Here is a 25,094-nt window from a genome sequence, read left to right as displayed (position 1 = left end):
GTTCGCCGCCGATGCTGGTCCCGACATCGCTCGCAAGCGAACGCCTTGCGCGATCGCGTTTGCGGCCCGCCTCAAGCACGCGCGCCACCCACTTCACACTCGCTTCAAATTCGCCTCAAACCCCGCACACGCAGGCGCGGCACCCTGGCGCCCTCCATCACCGAGGACCGCCGATGAAATCCCTCAAGCTCGTTCTGCGATTCGCCACCATCGGCGGATTGATCCTGTTGCTGCTGATCCCGTTGTTGATGATCCGCGGCACCGTGCAAGACCGCCAGCGCTACCGCGACCAGGCGGTGGAACGCGTGTCGCAAAGCAAGGCCGGCGAACAGCGCCTGCTCGGTCCGCTGCGCGTGGTGCCGTGGACCCAGGTGCGCGATGTCGCGGTGGTCGATGCCGACGGCAAGCGCAGCGTCAAGCGCGAAACCGAAAGCGGCTATGACCTGCAGACGCCGAGGCACCTGGCGATCAGCGGCGAGCTGAAGCCGTCGCAGCGCAGCATCGGCCTGTTCAAGGTGCAGGTGTACAGCTGGCATGCGCGGCTCAAGGCGCAGTTCGACGATCTCGACTACGAGGCGGTCGAAGGCCGCAGCTATGGCCAGCCGTATCTGGTGGTCGGCCTCCAGGACGTGCGCGGCCTGGTCGGCACGCCCAACCTGCGCACCGACGGCAAGGCGCTGGCGCTGCAGCCGGGTTCGCTGGCGCTCGCCGGCCAGTCCAAGGGCGTGCATGCGCTGCTGCCGGCGCTGGCGGATACGCGTCAGGGCACGCTCACCGACCTGCACAGCGTGGAAATGGAATTCGTGCTCGACGGCACCCAGGGCCTGTCGATCGTGCCGGTCGGCGACGACAACCAGATCGCGCTGACCTCGCCGTGGCCGCATCCGCTGTTCGGCGGTCGCTTCCTGCCCAACGAGCGCCGCATCACCGAGCAGGGCTTCCAGGCCAGCTGGGCGCTGTCGTCGCTGGCCACCGGCGCGCAGGCGCAGCTGTTCTCCGGCGGCGACATCGATGCGCTGCGCGTGGACCTGGTCGATCCGGTCGACGTCTACACCCAGGCCGATCGCGCCAGCAAGTACGGCATCCTGTTCGTGGTGCTGACCTTCGTCGCCTTCGCCCTGTTCGAACTGATCAAGCGCCTGCCGATCCATCCGCTGCAATACCTGCTGGTCGGCCTGGCGCTGGCGATCTTCTTCCTGCTGCTGCTCAGCCTGTCCGAGCACATCCCGTTCTGGCAGGCCTACCTGGTCTCGGCGGTGGCCTGCATCGGCCTGCAGTTCTTCTACCTGTCCGGGGTGTTGCGCAGCCGCGGCCGCGCGGCCGGCTTCGCCAGCATGCTCACCGTGCTGTACGGCGCGCTGTACGGACTGCTGGCGTCGGAAGACAACGCCTTGCTGATGGGCTCGCTGCTGCTGTTCGGCATCCTCGCCGCGATCATGTGGATCACCCGCAAGATCGACTGGTACGAACTCGGCGCGGCGTTGCGCTGAGCCGGCACGCGACCGGGACCCCGCCATGTCGGCACACACCCATCTGCATCGTCGCGTCCAGGCCCTGTTGCCGGACGCGCTGGACACCCGCGGGCTGCATCACGGCAACGCCGGCGCGAGCCTGGCGCGCAGCGCGCAGGCGGCGCTGGTCACCGCCGCCGACCGCGGCGGCGCGCTGTGGCTGCGGCTGAGCGAGCGCAGCCGCGATGCGCTGGTCGCGCAGGGCCTGGCGTTCCTGGCGGCGGCGCAGCAGGCCCGCGCCGCCTTGCCCGGCGAGGCCGAACCCTGGCGCTACTGCGCCTGGCGCGCGCTGCGCCGCGATTCGGCCTGGGCGCAGGCCGCCGGGCAGGCCGCGCAGGCCAGCCATGGCCCCGGCTTCGTGACCTGGGAAGCGCAGGGACGCGCGCGGCTGCTGGTACTGCCGGCGCAGGCGGCGCTGCTGTGCCGCTGGTGGCGGTGAAGCGATCACCGATGCGGGCCAAGCGCGGCTTCGCGTGCCGCCCTCGTTCCCGGCATCGCGAGCGTCGGTCGTGGTCGGGCTGGCGAGCGGAGGCACAGGCAAGCGCGATCGCGACGGCGTAGCGGCCACGGACGCCGCGACGGGACGCAGCAACGGACAGGAAGCACGACGCCAGGGACGGCGGCATGGATGGATCGAGCAGGAAGGCGCGATCGTGCGCGGCAATCGCGGCCAAGGACGCCGCCGCAGGACGCAGCAGCGGGCAGGAGGCCCGGCGCCAGGGAAGGCGCCATGGATGGCACGGGCAATCGCGATCGCGCGACGCCATCGCGGCCATGGAGGCCGCGGCAGGACGCAGGACCGGGCAGGACGCCCAGCGCCAGGGATGGCGACAGGAGTGAATCGACCAGGGCATCGCCAAGCCGGCAGCGCCACGGAAACGCCTGCGGTAGAGTTCACGGATGGACTCTCCGCTTCCCATCCAGCGCCTGCGCGGCGCGCAGATCGCCCCGTTCCTGGACGATGTCGCGCGGCTGCGCATCGCCGTGTTCCGCGACTGGCCGTACCTGTACGCAGGCGACCTGGACTACGAGCGCGAGTATCTGTCCGCCTACGCCGCCTCGCCCGACAGCGTGTTCGTGCTGGCGCGCGACGGCGACCGCGTGATCGGCGCCTCCACCGGGCTGCCGCTCGGCGACGATGCCGAGGCGTTCGGCGCGGCCTTCGCCGGCAGCGACATCGCGGTATCGGAGGTGTTCTATTTCGGCGAATCGGTGCTGTTGCCCGCGTATCGCGGCCGCGGCGTCGGCCATGCCTTCTTCGATCATCGCGAGGCGCATGCGCGCGCGCTCGGCCGTTTCGCGCTGACCGCGTTCTGCGCGGTGGACCGCGATCCCGACGATCCGCGCCGCCCGCCCGGCTACCGCGGCAACGACGCGTTCTGGCACAAGCGCGGCTACGTGCGGCAGCCGTCGCTGCGCATGCAGTTGGCGTGGGACGAGCTGGAGCGCGGCGAGATCCTGCATACCCTGAGTTTCTGGACCCGCCCGCTGGAGCCCGCCGCATGAAGATCGCCGTCGCCAAGTACCCGATCGGCGCGCCAGTCGATTTCGCCGCCTTCGCCGACAAGCAGGCGGCCCTGATCGGCCAGGCCGCGCAGGCCGGCGCGCAGCTGGCGGTGCTGCCGGAATACCTGTCGCTGGAACTGGCCGCGACCTTCGCCAGCGCCGTGTCCGAGGACCTGCCGGCCTCGCTGGCGGCGATCCAGGCACTGCATCCGCAGTACCTGGCGCTGTTCGCGCAGCTGGCGCAGCGGCATCGCCTGCATCTGGTCGCGGGCAGCTTCCTGCTGGCCAGCGGCGAGGGCCGCTACCGCAACCGCGCCTACTGGTTCGCGCCCGACGGCAGCCACGGCTGGCAGGACAAGCTGCAGCTGACCGGCTTCGAGAAGGCCACCGGCCTGATCGACGGCGGCGACGCGCTGAAGGTGTTCGCGGCGGGCGACGGCGTGCGCGCCGGCGTGGCGGTCTGCTACGACAGCGAGTTCCCGCTGCCGGTGCGCGCCCAGTACGAGGCCGGCGCGCGGCTGCTGGTGGTGCCCAGCTGCACCGATACCGAGGCCGGCGCCACCCGCGTGCGCATCGGCTGCCTGGCGCGTGCGCTGGAGAACCGCATCTTCGTCGCCCAGTCGGTCACCGCCGGCCTGGCCGAATGGAGCCCGGCGCTGGACGTGAACACCGGCGAGGCGGCGATCTATGCGCCGATGGACGCCGGCTTCCCGGCCGACGGCATCGTCGCGCAGACCCGGGGCGAGCAGGTCTGGGCGCTCGCCGAGCTGGACTTCGCCGCGTTCGAGGCCAGCCGCGCCCGCGCCCAGGTCGCCAACGACCGCGACTGGCGCGGTCAGCTGGCGCCGGCCATCGTGCGCGCGGAGCTGGGCGGCTTCGAGTAGCCGGCTGGTCGATCCACGCGCAGGCGCTGGACTCGGCTGGCCATCACCGGTGCCGCGCTAGCGCGCCATGCTTGGTGCAGCGCGGATCGGTCGCGCCACTGCCAGCGTGGTTTTGCGCCCAAGGCGTTCACTCACATGCCGAACAGTGCTGGGCCAGCAGCCGCGCGCCGAGGCCATGACCAAGGCTGCGGCGCGCGAACTGCATTCGCCAGCCGCCGCCGCATGCGTTGCGCAACACACGCCATCCGAACGCACGATGCGCTCTGCTGTCGCTTCCGCTCCGCTACCGGCCTACCGCTCCGATGCCCAAGACCCTGCTGCCGCACGCCGTACGCCTGGAATTCGCGCCCGGCGCGCTGGTCCACGCCAACCTGTCCGGCGCCGCCTTCACCGACGACTGGCTGTGGGTGGCCGGTGACGAAGCCTGCGCGGTCGATCGCCTGCGTGCGCTGGCACCGGTGGGCGGCGAGGCGCTGCGTTTCGGCGAAGGCCGCAGCTTCGCCCTCGGCGAGCTGCTCGACCTGCCCGGCGACCACGACGAGGAGGCCGACCTGGAAGGCATGGCGCTGTCGCCCGGCTATCTGTGGGTGGTCGGCTCGCATGGCATGAAGCGCAAGAACGCCAAGCCCGACCGCGACGACGCCGACAACGGCAAGCGCCTGGCCAAGCTCAAGCTCGACGCCAACCGGCGCCTGCTCGCCTGCCTGCCGATCGAGCGCGATGCCGACGGCGCGCCGCAGCTGGTGCGCGACACCGCCGATGGCCGCCGCGCGCTGCGGCTGAAGGGCGATGCCAAACACAACCAGCTCACCGAACTGCTGCAAGACGATCCGCATTTCGGCGCCTACCTGAAGATTCCCGGCAAGGACAACGGCTTCGATATCGAAGGCATGGCGGTGGACGGCCAGCGCCTGCTGCTGGGCCTGCGCGGCCCGGTGCTGCGCGGTTGGGCCGGATTGCTGGAGATCGCGGTGGAGGCGCACCACGACCATCTGCGGCTGGTGCCGCTGGACGCGCAGGGCACCTTGCTGCGCAAGCATTTCCTGCAACTGGGCGGGCTGGGCGTGCGCGACCTGCACTTCCACGGCGAGGACCTGTACCTGCTGGCCGGCCCGACCATGGTGCTGAACGGCGAGATCCGTCTGTTCCGCTGGCCCGGCGCGCGCGCGGCGCTGGCCGCCAACCGCGAACCGGTGCGGTTCCAGCGCGAGCTGGTCAAGTCGTTGGTGCTGCCGCACGGCGAGGACAGCGACCGCGCCGAAGCCCTGTGCAACCTGCCGCCGGCGCTGTCCGGCGGCGTGCCGAGCTGGCTGGTGCTGTACGACGCGCCGGGGCCGGCGCGCAGCGACGGCGAGTGCGTCGTGCATGGCGATCTGCTGCGTTAGCGCCTGTCCCAATCGTGGTGGCAGGCCCTGCCAGGGTCTTTTGTAGGAGCGGCTTCAGCCGCGACAGGTACTCTCCGGTAAGGTCATGTCGCGGCTGAAGCCGCTCCTACAATGGAAACGCCCAGGCACGGCGCCGCACCGCCGCTCCGGGCAATGCAGGGCACGGCGGGGTAAAATCGCCCGATTCCCGTTTGCTCCGAGCGTTCCATGGCCTGCCGCACCCGTTTCGCCCCCAGTCCCACCGGTTACCTGCACATCGGCGGCGCGCGCACCGCGCTGTACTGCTGGCTGGAGGCGCGCCACCGCGGCGGCGAGTTCGTGCTGCGCATCGAGGACACCGACCGCGAGCGCAGCACCCAGGCGGCGATCGACGCCATCCTGGAAGCGATGGACTGGCTCGGCCTGGACTACGACGAGGGCCCGGTCTACCAGACCCAGCGCATCGCCCGCTACCAGGAGGTGGCCGAACAGCTGCTCGCCGCCGGCAAGGCCTACTACGCCTACGAAACCCGCGAGGAACTCGACGCGATGCGCGAGGCGGCCATGGCCAAGCAGGAAAAGCCGCGCTACAACGGCGCCGCGCGCGAGCAGGGCCTGCCATACCGCGACGATCCGAACCGGGTGATCCGCTTCAAGAACCCGGTCGGCGGCAGCGTGGTGTTCGACGACCTGATCAAGGGCCGCATCGAGATCGCCAACAGCGAGCTCGACGACATGGTGATCTTCCGCCCCGACGGCTACCCCACCTACAACTTCGCGGTGGTGGTGGACGACTGGGACATGGGCATCACCGAGGTCATCCGCGGCGACGACCACATCAACAACACCCCGCGCCAGATCAACATCTACGAAGCGCTGGGCGCGCCGGTGCCGAAGTTCGCGCACATGCCGATGATCCTGGACGAGCAGGGCGCCAAGCTGTCCAAACGCACCGGCGCGGCCGACGTGATGCAGTACAAGGATGCCGGCTACCTGCCGCACGCGCTGATCAACTACCTGGCGCGGCTGGGCTGGTCGCACGGCGACCAGGAACTGTTCGGCCGCCAGGAGCTGATCGAGCTGTTCGACGTCAAGGACGTCAACTCCAAGGCCGCGCGGCTGGACATGGCCAAGCTCGGCTGGGTCAACCAGCACTACCTGAAGAGCGACGACCCGGCCACGATCGCGCCGCAGCTGGAGGACCAACTGGCCAAGCTCGGCATCGACCCGGCCGCCGGCCCGGCCGCCGCCGACGTGGTGGTGGCGCTGCGCGAGCGCGTGCAGACGCTGAAGGAAATGGCCGAGAAGGCGGTGGTCTGGTACCGGCCGCTGGAGACCTACGACGAGGCCGCGGTGGCCAAGCACCTGAAACCGGGCGCCGAACTGGCGCTGGGCAAGGCGCGCGAGCTGCTGGCCGCGCTGGGGCAGTGGAGCGTGGACGGCGTGTCCGCCGCGCTGCACGACGCCGCCGCGGCGCTGGAGATCGGCATGGGCAAGGTGGCGCAGCCGCTGCGCGTGGCCATCACCGGCACCCAGGTCAGCCCGGATATCTCGCACACGGTGTACCTGGCCGGGCGCGACCAGGCCTTGAAACGCATCGACGCCGCGCTCATCAAGATCCCAGCGGGAAGCTGATTCCCCGGAGAACCGCCATGTCCAGCAAGAAGACCGCCTGCACCGAGCCGCACCACCACGTCCACGACGCCGACGACTTCGTCAAGGTGGTGGAGCGGGTGAGCCGCGAACGCGGGCTGCGGCTGACCCCGATCCGCGCCAACGTGCTGCGCCTGATCGCCGAGGCGGGGCGGCCGGTGAAGGCCTACGACCTGCTGGAATGGGTGCGCGAGGGCAAGAGCGTGGGCGCCGATGCGCCGCCCACCGTGTACCGCGCGCTGGATTTCCTGATGGCCAACGGCTTCGTGCACAAGCTCGAGTCGGTCAACGCCTTCGTCGCCTGCCACCATCCCAGCAGCGCGCAGCACTCGGTGCCGTTCCTGATCTGCGACCGCTGCCACAGCGCGGTCGAACTGGAGGACCGCGACGTGGTCGCGCAACTGGAACAGCGCGCCAAGGCGCTGGGCTTCCAGCCGCAGGCGCAGACCCTGGAAGTGCACGGGCTGTGCGCGCGCTGCGCGGGGTAGGGCGCTGCGTTTTCGGAAAGGTGGGACGGTCGCAGCTAGCCGCGACGCTGGGCGTCGGGCCGCCGCTCGCGGGCGTACGGCCGCCAAGCGCTGCCGGTCGATGGCCTGAGGCCCCGCCGCCGCCCGCTGCAGTGGGCCGCAGATGGCGTCGGCTGACGCAAGCAAACCGCTAGGGAACCAGGAAACGTCGACTTGGCGTAGCGTCGAAGCTTGCGATCCGTGCATATACGAGCCGTCGCACCGGCGTGCCGAGCGCCCGCCGTCCGCCTCAGCCATGCTCCAGCACATCGCCGAAGCGAAGCCGTGTCCACGCTTCTGCCGCCGCCTGCGCGAGCGCAAACGAAGCGCCGCTGCCCTCGGCCAGGGTGCTATCGCCACGCGGATCGATGACTTCCCACTCCCAGGTCAGCGTCCGCTCGGGCAGCCACACCGCGAGCAGCAGCTCAGGCAGTTCCCGCTTCCCGGTGGTCACGTCGCAACGCCAGATCAGCAGGTCCGCCAGCGTATCGCGCTGCCAGCGCGGCCGCGCTGTGTCGTCCGCGTCGCGCATCGGAGCAGGACGCGCGCGCTGCAGCGGCGCGGCGAAGACGTGCGCCTCGTGCGTGCTGGGAATCGGATAGGTCGTCTTGTGCATGCTAGCTCCCTCTGTGACAAAGAAGGCGTGCCGGGAGACCTGCAAGAGACCCCATCGGACACACCTGCATCGACCGGCGCTGCCGGTGGCTGGTGTCGCGGGTGCCCGATTGGCTGAGATGTCGCCGCTGGATGCGGCGACGGCCGGGCTACCATCCGGCCTGCTCTCTTTCGACCGCCGCAGCGTACCCATTCCAGGGGGCTGCGACAAGCGCTTTTTGTTGCTGCAAGCTATTGTTTTTGCTTTGAATATGTGAGCAATTGGCGTGCTGTCGGCGCGATCTGCACCTGCCGGGCGGTGCAGCCGCGCCGATGCCGCCACTGCCAAACGGCAAGTCGCCGCACGATCGCCTGCGTCCGGCTAGGCCGTGGCGGCAGGCGCGGTCTTCGCGCCCCACAGCGCATAGAACAGCACGTACAACTCGCACGCGGCGGTGAGCAGGAAGGCCTGCTGCAGCCCGACGTGATCGGCCAGCCAGCCTTGCACCACCACCAGCGCGCCGCCGGCGATGGCCATGATCAGCAGGCCGGAGCCTTCCTCGGTGAGCGGACCCAGGCCCTTGATGCCGAGGGTGAAGATGGTCGGGAACATGATCGAGTGGAACAGGCCTACCGCGATCAGCGACCACATCGCGACGTGGCCGGTGGTGAACACGGTCAGCAGCATCACCGCGAACGCGCCGATCGAGAACAGCGCCAGCACGGTTTCCGGCGCGATACGGCGCATCAGCGCGCTGCCGGCGAAGCGCCCCACCATCATCCCGCCCCACAGCAGGAACAGGTAGTGCGATGCCTGTTCGTGGGTGAGGTTGCCGATGTGCGGCTGCGACACGAAGTTGATGAACAGGTTGGACACGCCGATCTCGGCGATCAGGTAGATGAAGATGGCCGGGATGCCGAGCACCAGGTTGCGATGCCGCCACAGCGAATGGCTGGCGCGCTGCGCGCCGGTGGCGCGCTGGGTGGCCTGGCCGAGCGCGGGCAGCTTGAAGCGGGCGATGACCACGGCCAGCAGCACCAGCACCACGGCGACGATGAGATAGGGCAGTTGTACCGACTGCGCATCGGCCAGGCGTTCGGCCTGGGTCAGCACCGCATCGCCCTTGGCGGTGCCCGAGGCCGAGCGGCCGAGGATCAGGTAACCGCCGAACAGCGGTGCCAGCGTGGTGCCGACCGAGTTGAACGCCTGCACCAGATTGAGCCGCGCCGAGGCGGTGTCCGGGCTGCCGATGACCGCGACGTACGGATTGGCCGCGACCTGCAGCAAGGTGATGCCGCTGGCGATCACGAACAGCGAGCCGAGGGTGATGCCGTACGAGACCAGGCGCGCGGCCGCGATCATGCCCAGCGCGCCCAGCGCCATGATGCCCAGGCCGATCACCAGCGCGCGCTGGTAGCCGATCCGTTCGATCAGCTTGGCCGACGGCAGCGAGGCGAAGAAGTAGGCGATGAACCACACCGACTCGATCAGCGTGGCCTGGGTATAGCTCAGTTCGAACACGCTGCGCAGGTGCGGCAGCAGCGTGTTGTTGATGACGGTGATGAAGCCCCACATGAAGAACAGCGAGGCCAGCAGCGACAGTGCGGCGCGGTAGGACGGCGCATGGCCGGCGAGCGGTGCGGAGTGCGAGAGCGGAGCCGCCGGCCCCATCGGTCCTGCCATCGTGGGTGTGTCCTCTGCGCTGTTGCGGGGTCTGTCGTCGGGCATGCGCGGAGCGTCTGCCTGCACCGCAGCACCGCAGCTGTCGCGCGGGTTGCGGCGGTGTCGCGCAGTGCCGCAAACGATGTCGCGGCGCCAGCGCAGGGGCGAGGATAGGCGCCGCGCTTCGCGCGCGACCAATGATTTAAATCGCGGCGGTTATACGGTTATTGCAATGCTGCACTGCAGCGGCGCGTCGTTCTGGCTGCGCTGTGGCAATACCTTCGGCGGCCATCGGCAGCCGCTGTTTCGGCAACAGGTCGTCGCGTTCCATCTCGCAGCCAGCCTATGCGCAGCGCGGTCGCGGTTGCGCGTTCGCGTAGAACAGGAGCACAGCGGCGCGCGCATTGTCGCTGTGACCCGCGCGAAGAATGCTCCGCTCCCGAGCGACGAGCACAGTGCCGGCGAACCGCTGCACCCGTCGGCCATGGTCGCGGATGCCGAAGCAGGGCATCCCATTCATGCGTGGGCATCAGGGGCGATCGCGCGGCTGTGCCGCAACGACGTCGGACGATTGATGAGCGGCGCTTATCGCGGCATGTACCCGGCGCGGGCTAGTGCCGCCGGCGCAGCGCGCCTACAGTCGGTACGGACGTCCATGCAAGGAGATTCCGATGAGCCTGTTCGCCACCGCCATGTCGCTGTCGATGATGGCCGCTGCGGTTCCCGATGGGGAAGCCAAGCCGATCAAGGTCACTCGTGCCGGCAGCACCGCCTCGGCGGTCGGCCCGGCGGCGTATTTCACCGGCACGGTGCGCATCGATGCGCCGTTCCAGGGCGAGGCGCCGGCGCGCGTCGGCGGCGCCACGGTCAGTTTCGAACCGGGCGCGCGCACGGCCTGGCACACCCATCCCTTGGGGCAGACCCTGATCGTCACCGCCGGCGTCGGCCATGTGCAGGAGTGGGGCAAGCCGGCGCAGGAGATCCGCCCCGGCGACATCGTGTGGATTCCGCCGGGGGTCAAGCACTGGCACGGCGCCAGCGCGCAGGTGGCGATGACCCACATCGCCATCGCCGAAGCGGTGGACGGTTCGCCGGTGACCTGGCTGGAGCCGGTGTCGGAGAGCCAGTATCGCGGGGCGTGAGTGGTGCAGTAGCGGGGTGCGCGATTCCGATTGACCTGTAGGAGCGGCTTCAGCCTCGACGGGCATTACCGATAGAGCCTGTCGCGGCTGAAGCCGCTCCTACAGAGGCGCCGATCGGCGCTCTCGCTACGCCCCATAGCCCCCGAAGAACACCTGCAGCGCGCGCCGCGTCGCGTCGCGCAGGTACTCCGGCGACGGATTCTTCAGCGCGCCGAACAGGCAGGGCATCAGCGTTTCCGCTTCCAGCAGCCCGGCCAGGTGGCGGGCGGCGGTGGTCGGGTCGGCGCGGCGCAGGCGGCCCTGCTCCATCTGTTCCTGCAGGAACGTGCCGAGGCGGCTCATGCCTTCGTCGGGGCCGCTTTCGAAGAACAGCAGGCCGATGTCCGAGCGGCCGGAGACGCCGATGATGGTCTGCCAGACCTGCACCGACTGTTCCGAGCACAGGAACGCCAGGGCGTCTTCGCCCAGGCGCTGCAACGCGGTCGGCAGATCGTCCTGGGTCTGCATCAGCGCGGCCAGGATCGGGTCCATGAAGCGCTCGGCGACGCTGTGCGCCACCGCCACGAACAGTTCTTCCTTGGACGGGAAATAGCCGTACAGGGTGCGTTTGGAGCTGCCGGCGCGGGTGGCGATCTGGGTCATCGAGGCGCCCTCGAAGCCGGCCTCCAGGAACACCCCGGCCGCCGCTTCGACGATCGCTTCGCGCTTGGCTTCGGTCCTGACGCGCATCGCTCTGCCATGGGGGAGGGCGCTTAAGTATACCCGGAGGGCAGAAATGGTTGACGGCGCCGGATCGCTTGAATAGTATACCGAACCGTACCGTTTAGATTCTTTCCGCCTCCCTGCGTCCCCACCCGGAGATTCCTCGTGCGTCCTGTCCTGTCCTCTCGTCTATCGCTGGCCCTGGCCGTGGCGGCCACCTCGCTGCTGAGCGCGTGCGGTTCGCCCCCGGGCGGTCCGCCGCCGCAGGAGGGCACGCCGGAGATGGGCGTGGTCACCGTCGCCACGCGGCCGGTCGCGCTGACCACCGAGTTGCCGGGGCGCACGCTGCCGTACCTGATCGCCGATGTGCGGCCGCAGGTGAACGGCATCATCCAGGTGCGCAAGTTCCGCGAAGGCGGCGAGGTCAAAGCCGGCGAGACGCTGTACCAGATCGATCCGGCCACCTATCGCGCCACCTACGACAGCTACGTGGCCGCGCTGGGCAAGGCCCAGGCCACGCTGCGCAGCGCGCGCCTCAAGGCCGAGCGCTACAGCGAACTGGTCAAGGTGTCGGCGATCAGCAAGCAGGACAACGACGACGCCGGCGCCGCGCTGGGCCAGGCCGAGGCGGACGTCGCGGCGGCCAAGGCCAACGTGGAGAGCGCACGCATCAACCTGGCCTATGCGCGGGTGGATGCGCCGATTTCCGGGCGCATCGGCAAGTCCAGCGTGACCGCCGGCGCGCTGGTCACCGCCAGCCAGTCGACCGCGCTGGCCACCATCCAGCAGCTGGATCCGATCTACGTCGACGTCACCCAGCCCAGCGCCTCGCTGCTGCGGCTCAAGCGGGCGCTGGCCAGCGGCGAACTGGAGAAGGCCGACGCCACGGCGGCCAAGGTGAACCTGCTGCTGGAAGACGGCAGCCCGTATCCGCTGCAGGGGCGGCTGGAGTTCTCCGACGTCACCGTCGACCAGAACACCGGCTCGATCACCGTGCGCGCGGTGTTCCCCAATCCGAACGCGGATCTGTTGCCCGGCATGTACGTGCGCGCGGTGCTGCAGGAAGGCGTGAAGGACGATGCAGTGCTGGTGCCGCAGCAGGCGGTCTCGCGCAACGGCGCGGGCAAGCCGACCGCGTACGTGGTCGGCAGCGACCACAAGCTGCAGCTGCGCGTGCTGGAGACCGATCGTGCGGTCGGCGACCAATGGCTGGTGCGCAGCGGGCTCAAGCCCGGCGAGCAGCTGGTGGTCGATGGCCAGTCGCGGGCGCGCCCGGGGGTGACGGTCAAGACCGTGCCGTGGCAGCCGAAGGCCGCCACGGCCGCCTCCGGCGCGGCCCCTGCAGCCGCATCCGCCGCGGCCGCGCCGCGCGCGGCGAACTGAGGCGCTAGACCGTCATGGCACGCTTCTTCATCGACCGTCCGATCTTCGCCTGGGTGCTGGCCATCATCGTGATGCTGGCCGGCATCCTCTCCGTCGTCACCCTGCCCATCGCGCAATACCCCAGCATCGCGCCGCCCGCCGTGGCGATCACCGCCAACTATCCCGGCGCTTCGGCCAAGACCCTCGAGGACACCGTCACCCAGGTCATCGAGCAGAAGATGAAGGGCCTGGACCACCTGAGCTACATGGCCTCCACCAGCGAGTCCAGCGGCCAGGTTACCATCACCCTGACCTTCGACAACGGCACCGACCCGGACACCGCGCAGGTGCAGGTGCAGAACAAGCTGTCGCTGGCCACGCCGTTGCTGCCGCAGGAAGTGCAGCAGCAGGGCGTGACCGTGACCAAGTCGGCGACCAACTTCCTCAACGTGCTGGCCTTCACTTCCGAAGACGGCAGCATGAGCGATTCGGACCTGTCCGATTACGTGGCCGCCAACGTGCAGGAAGCGATCAGCCGCGTCGAAGGCGTCGGCGACACCACCCTGTTCGGTTCGCAGTATTCGATGCGGATCTGGCTGGACCCCAACAAGCTGAGCAACTTCAGCCTGACCCCGCTGGACGTGAAGACCGCGGTGCAGGCGCAGAACGCGCAGGTCTCGGCCGGTCAGCTCGGCGCGCTGCCGGCGGCGCCCAACCAGCAGCTCAACGCCACCATCACCGCGCAGACGCGGCTGAAGACCGCCGCCGAGTTCGAGGACATCCTGCTGCGCACCCAGTCCGACGGTTCGCAGGTGCGGTTGCGCGACGTGGCCCGGATCGAACTGGGCAGCGAGAGCTACAACAGCGTCGGTCGTTACAACGGCAAGCCGGCCGCCGGCCTGGCGATCAAGCTCGCCACCGGCGCCAACGCGCTGGACACGGTCAAGGCGATCGACGCCAGCATGGCCGAGCAGGAGAAGTTCTTCCCGCCCGGCATGAAGGTGCAGAAGCCCTACGACACCACGCCGTTCGTGCGCATCTCGATCGAAGAGGTGGTGCGCACGCTGATCGAGGCGGTGGTACTGGTGTTCCTGGTGATGTACCTGTTCCTGCAGAACTTCCGCGCCACGCTGATCCCGACCATCGCCGTGCCGGTGGTGCTGCTGGGCACCTTCGGCGTACTGGCCGTGTTCGGCTACACCATCAACACGCTGACCATGTTCGCGATGGTGCTGGCGATCGGCCTGCTGGTGGACGACGCCATCGTGGTGGTGGAGAACGTCGAGCGGGTGATGAGCGAGGAGCACTTGCCGCCGAAGGAAGCCACGCGCAAGTCGATGGGGCAGATCACCGGCGCGCTGGTCGGCGTGGCCCTGGTGCTGGCCGCGGTGTTCGTGCCGATGGCGTTCTTCGGCGGCTCCACCGGCGTGATCTACCGGCAGTTCTCGATCACCATCGTCGCGGCGATGACGCTGTCGGTGCTGGTGGCGATGGTGCTGACCCCGGCGCTGTGCGCGACCCTGCTCAAGCCGGCCAAGCAGCACGGCATGGCCACCACCGGTTTCTTCGGCTGGTTCAACCGCGTGTTCGATCGCGGCAACGGCCGCTATCAGGGCGCGGTGCGGCACATGCTGGGCAAGGGCTGGCGCTACATGATCGCCTACGCGGTGGTGCTGGCGCTGGTGGTGGTCGGCTTCATGAAGCTGCCGGTCGGGTTCCTGCCGGACGAGGACCAGGGCACGCTGTTCGTGCTGGTGCAGTTGCCGCCAGGCGCCACCGCGGCGCGCACCGACACGGTGCTGCGCCAGGTCGAGCAGCATTTCCTGGTCGATCAGAAGGACTCGGTCGCCGGCCTGTTCACGGTGTCGGGCTTCAGCTTCGCCGGTAGCGGGCAGAACCTGGGCCTGGCCTTCGTCAAGCTGCGGCCCTGGGACGAGCGCACCGGCAAGGGCCAGAGCGTGACCGAGGTGGCGGCCAAGGCCGGCAAGTACTTCGCCGGCATCCGCGACGCCAAGGTGTTCGCGTTCGCGCCGCCGGCGGTGTCGGAACTGGGCAATGCGACTGGCTTCGACCTGATGCTGCAGGACCGCGCCAACCTCGGCCACGACGCGCTGATGCAGGCGCGCAACCAGTTGCTGGCCGAGCTGTCGCAGGACAAGCGGCTGGTCGCGGTGCGCCCGAACGGGCAGGAGGACACGCCCGAGTTCAAGCTGGAGATCGATCCGCACAAGGCGGAGACGCTGGGCCTGTCGATCTCCGACATCAACGGCACGTTCTCCAGCGCCTGGGGCAGCACCTACGTCAACGACTTCATCGACAAGGGCCGGGTCAAGAAGGTGATGCTGCAGGCCGATGCGCCGTATCGCATGCTGCCGGAGGACATCGACCGCTGGTACGTGCGCAACAGCGCCGGCACCATGGTCGCGTTCAATTCCTTCGCCAAGGCCAGCTGGACCACCGGTTCGCCGCGGCTGGAACGCTACAACAGCGTGCCGTCGGTGGAGATCCTGGGCATGGCGCTGCCCGGCGCGGCGTCCAGCGGCGAAGCCCTGGCCATCGTCGAGGCGGCGGCGGCCAAGCTGCCGCCGGGCATTGGCTTCGAGTGGACCGGGCTGTCGCGTCAGGAGAAGGCGTCCAGCGGCCAGACCGGCATGCTGTATGGGCTGTCGATCCTGATCGTGTTCCTGTGTCTTGCCGCGCTGTACGAAAGCTGGGCGATTCCGTTCGCGGTGATCCTGGTGGTGCCGCTGGGTGTGTTCGGCGCGCTGCTCGGCGCGGTGCTGACCTGGAAGATGAACGATGTCTACTTCCAGGTCGGTCTGCTGACCACGATCGGCCTGGCCTGCAAGAACGCGATCCTGATCGTGGAATTCGCCCGCGAGCTGCACGAGGGCGGCAAGAGCCTGCTGGAGGCGGCGCTGGAGGCGGCGCGCATGCGCCTGCGGCCGATCCTGATGACCTCGCTGGCGTTCATCCTCGGCGTGGTGCCGCTGGTCTTGGGCAGCGGCGCCGGTGCCGGCGCGCAGCATGCGCTGGGCACCGCGGTGATCGGCGGCATGCTGTCGGGCACGGTCCTGGCGATCTTCTTCGTGCCGCTGTTCTTCGTGCTGGTGTGCGGCCTGTTCAAGCGCCGCGCCGATACCCCCGACGATCCGTCCGCCGCGCGCGTCGCGGAAGGAGCCTGACATGTCCCGTTCGATCCTGACCCCGCTGGCGCTGGCGGTATCCACGTTGCTCGCCGGCTGCAGCCTGATGCCGGCCTACGAGCGCCCGGCGGCGCCGGTGCCGGCGCAATTCGACGGCGCCGCCGCCGATGCCGGCGCGCAGGCCGGCGCCGTCCCCGTCGCCGACATCGGCTGGCGCGCGGTGTTCACCGATCCCAAGTTGCAGCAGGTGATCGAGCTGGCGCTGGACAACAACCGCGACCTGCGCGTGGCCGCGCTCAATATCGACCAGGCCTGGGCGCAGTACCGCGTGCAGCGCGCCGACCTGGCGCCGGGCGTGGACCTGGGCGGCAGCGGCAACGGCTCGCGCACCCCGGGCGATCTGTCCGGCACCGGGCAACCGCTGGTGGCGCACAGCTACAGCGCCACGCTCGGCATCAGCGCCTACGAACTGGACCTGTTCGGCCGCGTGCGCAGCCTCAAGGAACAGGCGCTGCAGCAGTTCCTGTCCACCACCGAGGCGCAACGCAGCACCCACATCAGCCTGGTCGCGCAGGTGGCCACGGCCTATCTCACCCTGGCCGCCGACCAGGATCTGCTGCGCTTGGCGCAGGACACGCTGACCAGCCAGAGCGAGAGCTACCGGCTGCAGCAGCGCAGTTTCGACCTCGGCGCGGCCTCGGCGCTGACCCTGCGCCAGGCGCAGACCACGGTGGAAAGCGCGCGGGTGGACGTGGAGCGCTACACCGCGCAGGTGGCGCAGGATCGCAATGCGCTACGCCTGCTGGCCGGCACCGAGGTGCCGAGCGAACTGCTGCCTACCGCGCTGCCGGACAGCGCCAGCGCCGACGCCAACGTGTTGGCCAGCATCCCGGCCGGATTGCCGTCGGAACTGCTGCAGCGCCGCCCGGACATCCTGGAGGCCGAGCGCACCCTGCAGGCCGCCAACGCCAACATCGGCGCGGCGCGCGCCGCGTTCTATCCGAGCATCAGCCTGACCGCCTCGGCCGGCAGCGCCAGCGCCGGCCTGTCCGGCCTGTTCAAGGGCGGCTCGGGCAGTTGGAGTTTCGCGCCCAGCATCTCGCTGCCGATCTTCGACGGCGGCCGCAACCGCGCCAATCTCGACGTCGCCAAGGTGCAGCGCGACATCGACGTGGCCAACTACGAGAAGGCGATCCAGACCGCGTTCCGCGAGGTCTCCGACGCGCTCGCCGAGCGCAACACGCTGGGCCGCCAGCTGCAGGCGCAACAGGCGCTGGTGGACGCGTCCGCCGACAGCTACCGGCTGTCGCAGGCGCGTTTCGAGCGCGGCGTGGACAGCTACCTCGGCGCGCTGGATGCGCAGCGCACGCTGTACGGCGCCGAGCAGACCCTGATCAGCACGCGGCTGTCGCGCTTCACCAACCTGGTGACCTTCTACAAGGCGCTGGGTGGCGGCTGGGTGGAGATGGCCGCGTCCGCGGACGCGACGGCCTCGACGGGACGCTAGCGGTGCCGCGCCAGGTGCCCACGCCGGCGCGGGCGCAGCGGCGTGGCGAGCGGGGCGCGACGCGCGAAAAGCACGCCGCGATCCTGGATGCGGCGCGGCGGCTGTTCTCCCGCAACGGCTTCGACACCACCACCATGGACGCCGTCGCTGCCTGCGCGGACGTGTCCAAGGCCACCGTCTATGCGCATTTCGCCAGCAAGGACGCGCTGTTCCAGGCGGTCGTGGACGCGATGGTGGGCGAGATGCCGGATCGCTGGGATGCGCTGCTCGCCAGCGGCGGGCCGCTGCAGCTGCGGTTGACGGCGGTGGCGCACGACCTCATGGCGATGACGGCCGCGCCGATGCTGCAGGCCATCCATCGCATGCTCGCGCTGTCCACGCAGGTGTCGCTGCAGCAGGCCGATACGTACTGGGACCTGTGTTTCGCGCGCTACGATCGCGCCATGCAGCGGTTCCTGCGCGCGCAGATCCGGCAGGGCACGCTGGCGATCGCCGACGTGGCGCAGGCGTCCGCGCAGTTCTTCGCGTTGATCGCCAGCGCGTCGGCGTTGCGCGGATTGCTGACCGGCGAGCCGGTGGCGCCGCCGCGGCCGGGCGCGCGTTGCGTGGAAAGCGCGGTCGCGCTGTTCGTGCGCGGCTATCGCGCGGCGGCCAAGCCTGCGCCGGCAACGCGCCGGCGCATCGCCGCCAGGCCCTAGACGGGCCGCGCGGCCCGTCTAGGGCGCTGTTCCCGGATCGGCAGATTGACCAGCGCTGCGGCCACGGCCAGGGCCATGTCCGCGTACCACATCCACTGGTAGTTGCCGAAGCGCTCCAGCGCCACGCCGCCGAGCCAGGCGCCGAAGAAGCCGCCGATCTGGTGCGACAGCAGGGTCAGGCCGAACAGCGTGCCCAGGTAGCGCGGCCCGAACAGCTTGCCGATCAGCCCGGCGGTGGGCGGGACCGTCGCCAGCCAGGTGAAGCCGAGCGCGGCCGCGAACAGGTAGAAGGTCAGCGGCGTCGGCGGCGCCAGCAGGTACAGCGCGATCAGCACCGCGCGGCTGGCGTACATCGCCAGCAGCAGCCACTTCATGCGCACGCGCTCGCCGAGCTTGCCGGCGATCAGGCTGCCGGCGACGTTGCACAGGCCGATCAGCGCGATGGCGATGGCCGACACGCTGGGCGCCAGCCCGCACAACGCGATTTCCCCGGGCAGGTGGGTGACCAGGAAGGCGATGTGCACGCCGCAGGTGAAAAAGCCCAGGTGCAGGCACCAATAGCTGCGGTCGCGCAGGGCGATGCGCAGCTGCGCGCGCAAGCCGCCGTCGGGCGCGGCCGCCGTCGCGGTCGTGGTCGCGACCTGCGCCTGGCCCTTGCGGCGCAGCGGCCAGGCCAGCGGCAGGGTCAACAGCGACAACGCGGCCATGCCGGTCATGGCCATCGCCCAGCCGGCGGCGCCGATCATCCATTGCACCAGCGGCGCGAACAGGAACTGGCCGAGCGAGCCGCCGGCGTTGATCAGCCCGGCGGCGAACGAACGCTGTTCCGGCGCGAGGCGATGCGCGGTGGCGCCGATCAGCACCGAGAAGCTGCCGGCGCCGGCGCCCGCCGCGGCGAGCAGGCCCAGGCTGACGATCAGGCCCCACTCGGTCGGCAGCCACGGCGCCAGGGCCAGGCCCAGCGCCAGCAGCATCCCGCCCAGCCACAGCACCGGCAGCGGGCCGCGCTGGTCGGCGATGGCGCCGAACACAGGCTGGACCGCGCCCCATACGAACTGGCCGACCGCCAGCGCGAAGCTGATCGCGGCGATGCCGACGCCGCTGCTGCGGTGGATCGGCTCGACGAACAGGCCGGTGGTCTGGCGCGCGCCCATGGTCAGCATCAGCGTCGCCGAGGCGATGATCAGCAGGCCCCAGTGACGGCTGGCCTGCGCGTGCGGCGCCGCGGCGCTCATGCGGCGGCGTCCTCGCGGTCCGCGCACAGCGCGCGTTCCAGCTGCCGCAGCTGGCGGTGCAGGGCGTCGATGGCGGCATTGCCGGCCAGTGCATCGATCCGCGCCTGCGCGCGTTCCCAATGCGGCAGTGCACGCTTGAGCAGGCGCCGGCCGGCGGCGCTGACCACCACCAGCTTCTGCCGTGCATCGTCGCCGCGGCGTTGCTCGATCCAGCCGGCCGCCTGCATCGGCTTGAGATTGCGCGACAGCGTGCTGCGGTCCATGCCCAGCCGCTCGGCCAGCGCGCCCAGCTGCTGCGCGGTGCCGGCGCGGCGCAGGATCGAATACTCGTTCAGGCTCAGCCCCACCGCGCTCAGTTCGCGGTCGTAGACCTGCGAGGTACGCCGCGCGGCGCGGCGCAGCAGGAAACAGGTGCAGCGGCAGGGTGCGGTGTCGTCCATGTCCGGCAAAGTACGTGCATATGCATGCAATTGGCAAGCGCCGGACGGACCGGCAGGGCGGCGTGCTGCCGCCGTTCGCGGGCGGCGCGGGCAGGACATGTCCTGGCCGGTCGACGCCATGCAGGCGCATGGCGCGGCTCGCGCGCAGCTGCAGCGATGCAACGCTTCGCCAGGCGTAGCGACGCACGTGGACGCTTGCGCGCACGCTCGCGGATCGCCGGCATTGCTATGCTCTGCGGCGCCTTGCGCTTGCCGGAGTGCCGTCCCGATGCCGAACACACGCACCGTCTCTGTGCCGATCGCCGCCGCGCGGGCGCGCGCGCTGTGGCTGGATGCGCAGCGGCTGACCACTCCGGCGCCGTTCGGCGCCGGGGCCGAGGCGGTGCGGCAGGCCGCCGCGCACCTGGGGTACGTGCAGATCGACACCATCCACGTGATCGAACGCAGCCACCACCACGTGCTGTACAGCCGCATTCCCGCCTATCGCAAGCAGGATCTGGAACAGGCGCAGGCGCAGGACAAGTCGGTGTTCGAATACTGGACGCATGCGCTGGCCTATGTGCCGATCGCCGACTACCGCATGTACGTGGCGCAGATGGCGCGCTACCGCGCCCAGGCGGACGCGGCCGGCAAGATCGATCCGGCCGACTACGCCAGGCTGCTGCGGCGCATCCGCAACGATGGGCCGTTGTCGATCCGCGATATCGACGACGACGTGCTGGTCGAGAAGACCCATCCGTGGGGCAGCCGCAAGCCGTCGCGCGCGGCGTTGCGCTATGGCTTCTTCAGCGGCGATCTGGTGGTCAGCCAGCGCAGCGGCATGCTCAAGACCTACGAGCTGGCCGCGCGCCATTTCGGCTGGAGCCGGCGCCCGCGCCCGGCCAGCGACACGCAGTACGCGCGCTATCTGCTGGAGCGCGCGCTGCGCGCGCAGGGCCTGGTCGGCGTGGACTCGATCTGCTACGGCGATGCCGGCGCCAAGCCTGCGGTGCGCGCGCTGATCGCCGCCGCGGTCGCCGCCAGGCGTCTGTTGCCGGTGCATCTGCAGGGCCAGGAGCAGGCCGCGCTATGGGCCGAACCGGCGCTGCTGGAGCATGCGCCGCCGCTGCCGGACGAGTCCCTCGCGCAGCTGCTGTCGCCGTTCGATCCGTTGCTGATCCAGCGCAAGCGGCTGCAGCAGTTCTTCGGCTACGAACATCGCTTCGAGGCCTACGTGCCGGCGCCGCAGCGGGTGCTCGGCTACTTCGCGCTGCCGGTGCTGGTCGGCGACCGTATCGTCGCCGCACTCGATCTGAAGATGGATCGCCAGGCGGGCAGGCTGCTGATCCAGAAATGGACCTGGTTGGTGCCGCAGCGGCCGGCGCTGAAGCGGGCGATCGACGCGGCGCTGCAGCGCTTCGAGCGGTTTCATCTGCAGTAGCGGGAGCGTGTCGCCGGGCTAGGCGCAGGCGCGCGAGATCGCAGTGCGTCGTTGCCACGGGCGTATCGGGGCGCTGCCGCGCAGTGTCGGCGCACAAACAAAAATCCCCTGCAAGACGAGCGCAGGCGCTAGGGTGCGGTTGCCGTTCCGGAGAGAGTGCCGCGGTGAAGAACTGGATGTTCCTGCTGATTGCGATCGTCGCCGAAGTGGTCGCGACCTCGGCGCTGAAGGCGAGCGAAGGCTTCGTCCGACCGTGGCCTTCGCTGCTGGCGGTGCTCGGCTACGGCGTCGCGTTCTACTTCCTGTCGCTGACCTTGCGCAGCATTCCGGTGGGCGTCGCCTACGCGCTGTGGTCCGGCATCGGCATCGTGCTGGTCTCGCTGGTGGCCTGGCTGCAGTTCGGCCAGAAACTGGACGCCCCCGCGCTGGCCGGCATGGCGCTCATCGTTGCCGGAGTGATCGTCATCAACGTGTTTTCCAGCACGGCGCAGCATTAGGGCGCGTCATCGATCCCCAAGCAGATCGCGCCGCTCCTGTGCGTGCACGGGACAAGCACTGGAAGGTGTGGAAGATGCTTGTACCCGGGCGATGAGGTAGCGCCGAGAGCGCACACGAGCCGCCCTGCGGGTTGGGCCTGTCAGGCCGCCAGCCGGCGCCGCGCGGCTTGACCTGACCGCCAGTCAGGCGCTGCGCCACGCAGCACCGGCTGGCGGCCTGACCGACCCAACGCGACCTACTTGGGAATCGATGACACGCCCAGGGCCAGGCGCCCGGCGCGGCATGCGTCTGGACCTGCCGCCATGCCGTGCCGGGCCGGCCCGCGCTTGCGCGCGGCGGCGGTCGACGCAGCGGATCAGGCCTTGAAGAAGGCCAGCAGATCCTTGTTGATCTCGTCCGGGTGGGTGGTGCACATGCCGTGCGGGTAGCCCTTGTAGACCTTCAGCGTGGCGTGCTTGACCAGCTTGGCCGACAGCAGCGCCGAGTCGGCGATCGGCACGATCTGGTCGTCGTCGCCGTGCAGGATCAGCACCGGCACCTCGATCTGCTTCAGGTCCTCGGTGAAGTCGGTTTCCGAGAACGCCTTGATGCAGTCGTAGTGGGCCTTGGCGCCGCCCATCATGCCCTGCCGCCACCAGTTGTCCTTGATCCCTTGCGACACCTTGGCGCCATCGCGGTTGTAGCCGTAGAACGGAACCGGCACCTCCTGGTAGAACTGCGCGCGGTTGGCCGCGAGCTGGGTGCGGAAGCCGTCGAACACGTCCATCGGCAGGCCGCCCGGGTTGTGCTCGGTCTTGAGCATGATCGGCGGCACCGCGCCGATCAGCACCGCCTTGGCCACGCGGCCGGCGCCGTGCCTGGCGACATAGCGCGCCACTTCGCCGCCGCCGGTGGAATGGCCGACGTGGATGGCGTTCTTCAGGTCCAGATGCTTGGCCAGCGCGGCCACGTCGGCGGCATAGGTGTCCATGTCGTTGCCGGTCGCGGTCTGCGTGGAACGGCCATGGCCGCGGCGGTCGTGGGCGATGACGCGGTAGCCCTGGGCGACGAAGAACAGCATCTGCGCGTCCCAGTCGTCGGCGCTGAGCGGCCAGCCGTGATGGAACACGATGGGTTGGCCGGTGCCCCAGTCCTTGTAGAAGATGTCGGTTCCGTCTTGCGTGGTGATGCTGGGCATGGTGGTGTCCTGATGGGCGTGCGGGCTGGCCGCAGGCGTGGGGGAAAGGCCGGTGCGGCCCGGTGCGGCGATGCCTGCCAGGGGCAGGGCGGTCAATGCGGCGGCGCCGAGCAGCAGGCGCCGCCTGACAGGATCGGCGATGTCGGTGTGCGTCGTGTGAGCGTCCATTGCAGGTCCCGCGTCGAAGGCAGCGATGCAGATGATGCGCGGCGCGGCGCGCTGCCGATTGCATAATCCTGCTGGTTTGCCGCGCCACGCCGCGCGCATGCGCGGTCGAGCCATCGCGCTTTCGTCGCCGCCAGGTCACCTCGTCACCACAGGCCGCTGCTTAGGCTGTGGTTCCCCCCAGCCTGTGCCGCCGCATGTCCGCTGCCAGACACTGTTTCCACGCTGCCATCGTCGCCTGCCGCCAGCGCGCGCCCGCGGTGCTGGCGGTGGCGATGGCGACCGAAGGCTCCACCTACGCGCATGCCGGCGCGGTGGCGCTGTTCGGCGCCGACGGCGCGCAGCAGGGCTGGCTCAGCGGCGGTTGCCTGGAGCCGGAGATCGCGCGTTGCGCGGCGGCCGTGGCGGTGACGGGCGAACTGGCCTGGATGGACATCGACACGCGCGACGACGAGGACCTGCTGTCCGGTTCGGCGGTGGGCTGCCGCGGCCGCCTGCATCTGGCTTTGCTGCCGTTGCGCGCCCTGCCTGGGTTCGAACGCCTGGCGCAGGCATGGCTGCAGCGGCGCGGTGCGTTGCGCCTGGCGCTGGACGCCGACGGCGGCATCGTCGCGGCGGTGGCCGGCGAGACCTTGCAGTGGCGTTTGCGGTGCCAGTCCTGGGCTGGCGCGGCCGCTTGCGGCGGCCAGGTGCAGGTGCCGCCGCCGCCGCGGGTCAGCGTGTTCGGTGCCGGCCCGGAAACCGCGGTGCTGTTGCCGCTGCTGCGGCAACTGGGCTGGATGACCACGCTGGTGGAACAGCGTCCGCGCTGGGCGGCGCAGGCGATGCTGGCCGACCAGACCCTGGCGTGCACGCCGACCCGCGCGCTGGACGCTTGCGCCGACAGCGACGCGGCCTTGGTGATGCACCATCATTTCGAACTCGACCGCGAGGCGCTGGCGGCGCTGGCGGCGAGCGCGATCCCGTTCCTGGGCCTGCTGGGACCCGCGCGCCGGCGCGAGGACCTGTTCCGGCTGTTGCGCCCGCAGCAGCACGCGCAACTGCTGCCGCGGCTGCATTCGCCGATCGGGTTGCGGCTCGGCGGCAGCGGCGCGGAGGCGATCGCGTTGAGCATCGCCGCGCAATTGCAAGGCATCCGCGACGTGCAGCAGGCGAGCGCCATCCCGGAGCCGAACCGTTGCAGCGTGACCCGCTTGCACGGCGGCGATGTCGCGGCGGCCGCGCTCGCGCCGTTGCGTGCCGACAGCGGCGCGCGGGGCGCGGCGCGATGAGCAACGCGCATGCCGCGCTGATTCTCGCCGCCGGCGCCAGCCGCCGCCTCGGCCACGCCAAGCAGGCCTTGACCCGCGACGGCGAACCCCTGCTGCGGCGCGCGGCGCGGCTGGCGCTGGCCTCGTCGCCGGCCCGCTGCGTGGTGGTGCTGGGTGCGCAGGCCGAGGCGCTGCGCCCGGCGCTGGCCGACTTGCCGGTGGAGATCGTGGTCAATCGCGATTGGTCGACCGGCATGGGCGGCAGCCTGGCCTGCCTGCGCGCGGCGCTGCACGGGGATGCGTCGATCACCCACAGCCTCGTGCTCGGCTGCGATCAGCCGGCGCTGGAGGCGGCGCATTTGCAGGATCTGCTGGCCGCGTCGCGGCGCGCCGCCTCCGGTTGCGCGGTCAGCGCCTACGCCGGCGTGCGCGGCATGCCGGCGGTGGTGGCGCAGGCATGCTGGCACGCGCTGCCGTTGGGCGGCGACCAGGGCCTGCGCGGGTTGTTCGACGCGATGGCGCCGGACAGCCTCGGCTGCATCGTCGCCCCGGCGTTGGCGCTGGACCTGGACACGCCGCAGGACGTGCAGGCCGCGGTGGAACGCGGCTGGTTGGATCCGTAGGCGCTAGGTTACGCTCGATCGGCAGGTGTTGTAGGAGCGGCTTAAGCC

At 70.1% G+C, this 25,094-nt stretch carries 24 protein-coding genes; 17 read left to right on the top strand and 7 right to left on the bottom strand.

Translation table 11 applies throughout. From position 1 onward, the window contains the following. The first annotated feature begins 173 nt into the window (after positions 1-173). From creD to H9658_RS13175, 7 genes are all read left to right on the top strand, one after another. Complete coding sequence (gene creD, locus H9658_RS13205) at positions 174-1,490, top strand: cell envelope integrity protein CreD (RefSeq protein ID WP_179566046.1); 1,317 nt, start codon at positions 174-176, stop codon at positions 1,488-1,490. Between the two features lie 25 nt (positions 1,491-1,515). Continuing rightward, positions 1,516-1,950 (top strand): hypothetical protein, encoded by a 435-nt coding sequence (locus H9658_RS13200; protein WP_191825669.1) that lies wholly within the window; start codon positions 1,516-1,518, stop codon positions 1,948-1,950. A gap of 461 nt (positions 1,951-2,411) precedes the next feature. Next, positions 2,412-3,017, top strand: coding sequence for a GNAT family N-acetyltransferase (locus tag H9658_RS13195; RefSeq protein ID WP_191825668.1), 606 nt, complete (start codon positions 2,412-2,414; stop codon positions 3,015-3,017). Then, the gene (locus H9658_RS13190; RefSeq protein ID WP_179566040.1) at positions 3,014-3,901 is read left to right on the top strand and encodes a carbon-nitrogen hydrolase family protein; all 888 of its coding nucleotides are present in this window, start codon (positions 3,014-3,016) and stop codon (positions 3,899-3,901) included. The genes H9658_RS13195 and H9658_RS13190 overlap by 4 nt, the downstream gene beginning before the upstream one ends. 302 nt (positions 3,902-4,203) lie before the next feature. Beyond that, the gene (locus tag H9658_RS13185; RefSeq protein ID WP_191825667.1) at positions 4,204-5,286 is read left to right on the top strand and encodes a DUF3616 domain-containing protein; all 1,083 of its coding nucleotides are present in this window, start codon (positions 4,204-4,206) and stop codon (positions 5,284-5,286) included. Between the two features lie 207 nt (positions 5,287-5,493). After that, the gene (gltX, locus tag H9658_RS13180; RefSeq protein ID WP_191825666.1) at positions 5,494-6,900 is read left to right on the top strand and encodes a glutamate--tRNA ligase; all 1,407 of its coding nucleotides are present in this window, start codon (positions 5,494-5,496) and stop codon (positions 6,898-6,900) included. A 17-nt stretch (positions 6,901-6,917) separates the two neighbouring features. After that, the gene (locus H9658_RS13175; RefSeq protein WP_003472952.1) at positions 6,918-7,406 is read left to right on the top strand and encodes a transcriptional repressor; all 489 of its coding nucleotides are present in this window, start codon (positions 6,918-6,920) and stop codon (positions 7,404-7,406) included. A 268-nt stretch (positions 7,407-7,674) separates the two neighbouring features. Here the strand turns inward: H9658_RS13175 and H9658_RS13170 are convergent, their stop codons facing one another. After that, positions 7,675-8,040: a hypothetical protein gene (locus tag H9658_RS13170; protein ID WP_191825665.1), complete on the bottom strand. Its 366-nt coding sequence runs from the start codon at positions 8,038-8,040 to the stop codon at positions 7,675-7,677. A gap of 118 nt (positions 8,041-8,158) precedes the next feature. On the opposite strand from H9658_RS13170, the gene H9658_RS13165 reads away from it, so the two are divergent. Beyond that, on the top strand, positions 8,159-8,296 hold the full coding sequence (locus tag H9658_RS13165) for a hypothetical protein (RefSeq protein ID WP_191825664.1): 138 nt from the start codon (positions 8,159-8,161) through the stop codon (positions 8,294-8,296). Between the two features lie 104 nt (positions 8,297-8,400). On the opposite strand, the gene H9658_RS13160 is transcribed toward H9658_RS13165, so the two are convergent. Then, positions 8,401-9,702, bottom strand: coding sequence for a sugar MFS transporter (locus H9658_RS13160; protein WP_191825663.1), 1,302 nt, complete (start codon positions 9,700-9,702; stop codon positions 8,401-8,403). Positions 9,703-9,883: 181 nt separating this feature from the next. Continuing rightward, entirely contained in the window at positions 9,884-10,012 is a 129-nt protein-coding gene (locus H9658_RS23135) for a hypothetical protein (protein ID WP_263604329.1), read from the bottom strand. 340 nt (positions 10,013-10,352) lie between these two features. Between H9658_RS23135 and H9658_RS13155 the strand changes: the two genes are divergently transcribed. After that, complete coding sequence (locus tag H9658_RS13155; protein WP_191825662.1) at positions 10,353-10,823, top strand: (R)-mandelonitrile lyase; 471 nt, start codon at positions 10,353-10,355, stop codon at positions 10,821-10,823. Positions 10,824-10,949: 126 nt separating this feature from the next. Here H9658_RS13155 and H9658_RS13150 read toward each other — a convergent pair whose 3' ends face one another. Continuing rightward, a complete protein-coding gene (locus tag H9658_RS13150) occupies positions 10,950-11,552 on the bottom strand; it encodes a TetR/AcrR family transcriptional regulator (RefSeq protein ID WP_191825661.1) in 603 nt (200 codons plus the stop codon). 138 nt (positions 11,553-11,690) lie between these two features. On the opposite strand from H9658_RS13150, the gene H9658_RS13145 reads away from it, so the two are divergent. Genes H9658_RS13145 through H9658_RS13130 form a run of 4 tightly spaced genes read left to right on the top strand, consistent with a single transcriptional unit; the run spans position 11,691 to position 18,238 of the window. Then, on the top strand, positions 11,691-12,908 hold the full coding sequence (locus H9658_RS13145; RefSeq protein WP_179566020.1) for an efflux RND transporter periplasmic adaptor subunit: 1,218 nt from the start codon (positions 11,691-11,693) through the stop codon (positions 12,906-12,908). 14 nt (positions 12,909-12,922) lie between these two features. Beyond that, on the top strand, positions 12,923-16,072 hold the full coding sequence (locus H9658_RS13140; protein WP_191825660.1) for an efflux RND transporter permease subunit: 3,150 nt from the start codon (positions 12,923-12,925) through the stop codon (positions 16,070-16,072). Position 16,073: 1 nt separating this feature from the next. Beyond that, positions 16,074-17,540: an AdeC/AdeK/OprM family multidrug efflux complex outer membrane factor gene (gene adeC, locus H9658_RS13135; protein ID WP_191825659.1), complete on the top strand. Its 1,467-nt coding sequence runs from the start codon at positions 16,074-16,076 to the stop codon at positions 17,538-17,540. A gap of 2 nt (positions 17,541-17,542) precedes the next feature. Continuing rightward, complete coding sequence (locus H9658_RS13130) at positions 17,543-18,238, top strand: TetR/AcrR family transcriptional regulator (RefSeq protein WP_191825658.1); 696 nt, start codon at positions 17,543-17,545, stop codon at positions 18,236-18,238. Here H9658_RS13130 and H9658_RS13125 read toward each other — a convergent pair. Then, complete coding sequence (locus H9658_RS13125) at positions 18,235-19,473, bottom strand: MFS transporter (protein ID WP_191825657.1); 1,239 nt, start codon at positions 19,471-19,473, stop codon at positions 18,235-18,237. The genes H9658_RS13130 and H9658_RS13125 overlap by 4 nt on opposite strands. After that, on the bottom strand, positions 19,470-19,913 hold the full coding sequence (locus tag H9658_RS13120) for a MarR family winged helix-turn-helix transcriptional regulator (protein WP_179566010.1): 444 nt from the start codon (positions 19,911-19,913) through the stop codon (positions 19,470-19,472). The genes H9658_RS13125 and H9658_RS13120 overlap by 4 nt, the downstream gene beginning before the upstream one ends. A 268-nt stretch (positions 19,914-20,181) precedes the next feature. Between H9658_RS13120 and H9658_RS13115 the strand changes: the two genes are divergently transcribed. Together H9658_RS13115 and H9658_RS13110 are read left to right on the top strand one after the other, a co-directional pair. Beyond that, positions 20,182-21,333, top strand: a complete 1,152-nt coding sequence (locus tag H9658_RS13115; protein WP_191825656.1) for a winged helix-turn-helix domain-containing protein — start codon at positions 20,182-20,184, stop codon at positions 21,331-21,333. Positions 21,334-21,497: 164 nt separating this feature from the next. Next, positions 21,498-21,830, top strand: coding sequence for a DMT family transporter (locus H9658_RS13110; RefSeq protein ID WP_191825655.1), 333 nt, complete (start codon positions 21,498-21,500; stop codon positions 21,828-21,830). 356 nt (positions 21,831-22,186) lie between these two features. Here H9658_RS13110 and H9658_RS13105 read toward each other — a convergent pair whose 3' ends face one another. Then, positions 22,187-23,008: an alpha/beta fold hydrolase gene (locus H9658_RS13105; protein WP_191825766.1), complete on the bottom strand. Its 822-nt coding sequence runs from the start codon at positions 23,006-23,008 to the stop codon at positions 22,187-22,189. A 362-nt stretch (positions 23,009-23,370) separates the two neighbouring features. Between H9658_RS13105 and H9658_RS13100 the strand changes: the two genes are divergently transcribed. Both H9658_RS13100 and H9658_RS13095 read left to right on the top strand, forming a co-directional pair. Then, positions 23,371-24,444, top strand: coding sequence for an XdhC family protein (locus H9658_RS13100; protein WP_191825654.1), 1,074 nt, complete (start codon positions 23,371-23,373; stop codon positions 24,442-24,444). Next, the gene (locus H9658_RS13095; RefSeq protein WP_191825653.1) at positions 24,441-25,046 is read left to right on the top strand and encodes a nucleotidyltransferase family protein; all 606 of its coding nucleotides are present in this window, start codon (positions 24,441-24,443) and stop codon (positions 25,044-25,046) included. Before H9658_RS13100 ends, H9658_RS13095 begins: the two co-directional genes overlap by 4 nt. Positions 25,047-25,094 lie beyond the last annotated feature (48 nt).

The sequence above is a fragment of the Xanthomonas bonasiae genome, from assembly GCF_014836395.1.
In the GTDB taxonomy this organism is placed as follows: Bacteria; Pseudomonadota; Gammaproteobacteria; order Xanthomonadales; family Xanthomonadaceae; genus Xanthomonas_A; species Xanthomonas_A bonasiae.
Note: the sequence above shows the minus strand (reverse complement) of the source record. Positions and strands in the feature narration are given on the sequence as shown.

Coding starts and splice junctions, on each gene's coding strand:
- H9658_RS13170 (WP_191825665.1), bottom strand. CDS start 8,040: ATGCACAAGACGACCTATCCGATTCCCAGCACGCACGAGGCGCACGTC.
- adeC (WP_191825659.1), top strand. CDS start 16,074: ATGTCCCGTTCGATCCTGACCCCGCTGGCGCTGGCGGTATCCACGTTG.
- H9658_RS13175 (WP_003472952.1), top strand. CDS start 6,918: ATGTCCAGCAAGAAGACCGCCTGCACCGAGCCGCACCACCACGTCCAC.
- H9658_RS13105 (WP_191825766.1), bottom strand. CDS start 23,008: ATGCCCAGCATCACCACGCAAGACGGAACCGACATCTTCTACAAGGAC.
- H9658_RS23135 (WP_263604329.1), bottom strand. CDS start 10,012: ATGGAACGCGACGACCTGTTGCCGAAACAGCGGCTGCCGATGGCCGCC.
- H9658_RS13195 (WP_191825668.1), top strand. CDS start 2,412: ATGGACTCTCCGCTTCCCATCCAGCGCCTGCGCGGCGCGCAGATCGCC.
- H9658_RS13185 (WP_191825667.1), top strand. CDS start 4,204: ATGCCCAAGACCCTGCTGCCGCACGCCGTACGCCTGGAATTCGCGCCC.
- H9658_RS13150 (WP_191825661.1), bottom strand. CDS start 11,552: ATGCGCGTCAGGACCGAAGCCAAGCGCGAAGCGATCGTCGAAGCGGCG.
- creD (WP_179566046.1), top strand. CDS start 174: ATGAAATCCCTCAAGCTCGTTCTGCGATTCGCCACCATCGGCGGATTG.
- H9658_RS13190 (WP_179566040.1), top strand. CDS start 3,014: ATGAAGATCGCCGTCGCCAAGTACCCGATCGGCGCGCCAGTCGATTTC.
- H9658_RS13155 (WP_191825662.1), top strand. CDS start 10,353: ATGAGCCTGTTCGCCACCGCCATGTCGCTGTCGATGATGGCCGCTGCG.
- H9658_RS13200 (WP_191825669.1), top strand. CDS start 1,516: ATGTCGGCACACACCCATCTGCATCGTCGCGTCCAGGCCCTGTTGCCG.
- H9658_RS13095 (WP_191825653.1), top strand. CDS start 24,441: ATGAGCAACGCGCATGCCGCGCTGATTCTCGCCGCCGGCGCCAGCCGC.
- H9658_RS13125 (WP_191825657.1), bottom strand. CDS start 19,473: ATGAGCGCCGCGGCGCCGCACGCGCAGGCCAGCCGTCACTGGGGCCTG.
- H9658_RS13165 (WP_191825664.1), top strand. CDS start 8,159: ATGTCGCCGCTGGATGCGGCGACGGCCGGGCTACCATCCGGCCTGCTC.
- H9658_RS13115 (WP_191825656.1), top strand. CDS start 20,182: ATGCCGAACACACGCACCGTCTCTGTGCCGATCGCCGCCGCGCGGGCG.
- H9658_RS13160 (WP_191825663.1), bottom strand. CDS start 9,702: ATGGCAGGACCGATGGGGCCGGCGGCTCCGCTCTCGCACTCCGCACCG.
- H9658_RS13140 (WP_191825660.1), top strand. CDS start 12,923: ATGGCACGCTTCTTCATCGACCGTCCGATCTTCGCCTGGGTGCTGGCC.
- gltX (WP_191825666.1), top strand. CDS start 5,494: ATGGCCTGCCGCACCCGTTTCGCCCCCAGTCCCACCGGTTACCTGCAC.
- H9658_RS13120 (WP_179566010.1), bottom strand. CDS start 19,913: ATGGACGACACCGCACCCTGCCGCTGCACCTGTTTCCTGCTGCGCCGC.
- H9658_RS13100 (WP_191825654.1), top strand. CDS start 23,371: ATGTCCGCTGCCAGACACTGTTTCCACGCTGCCATCGTCGCCTGCCGC.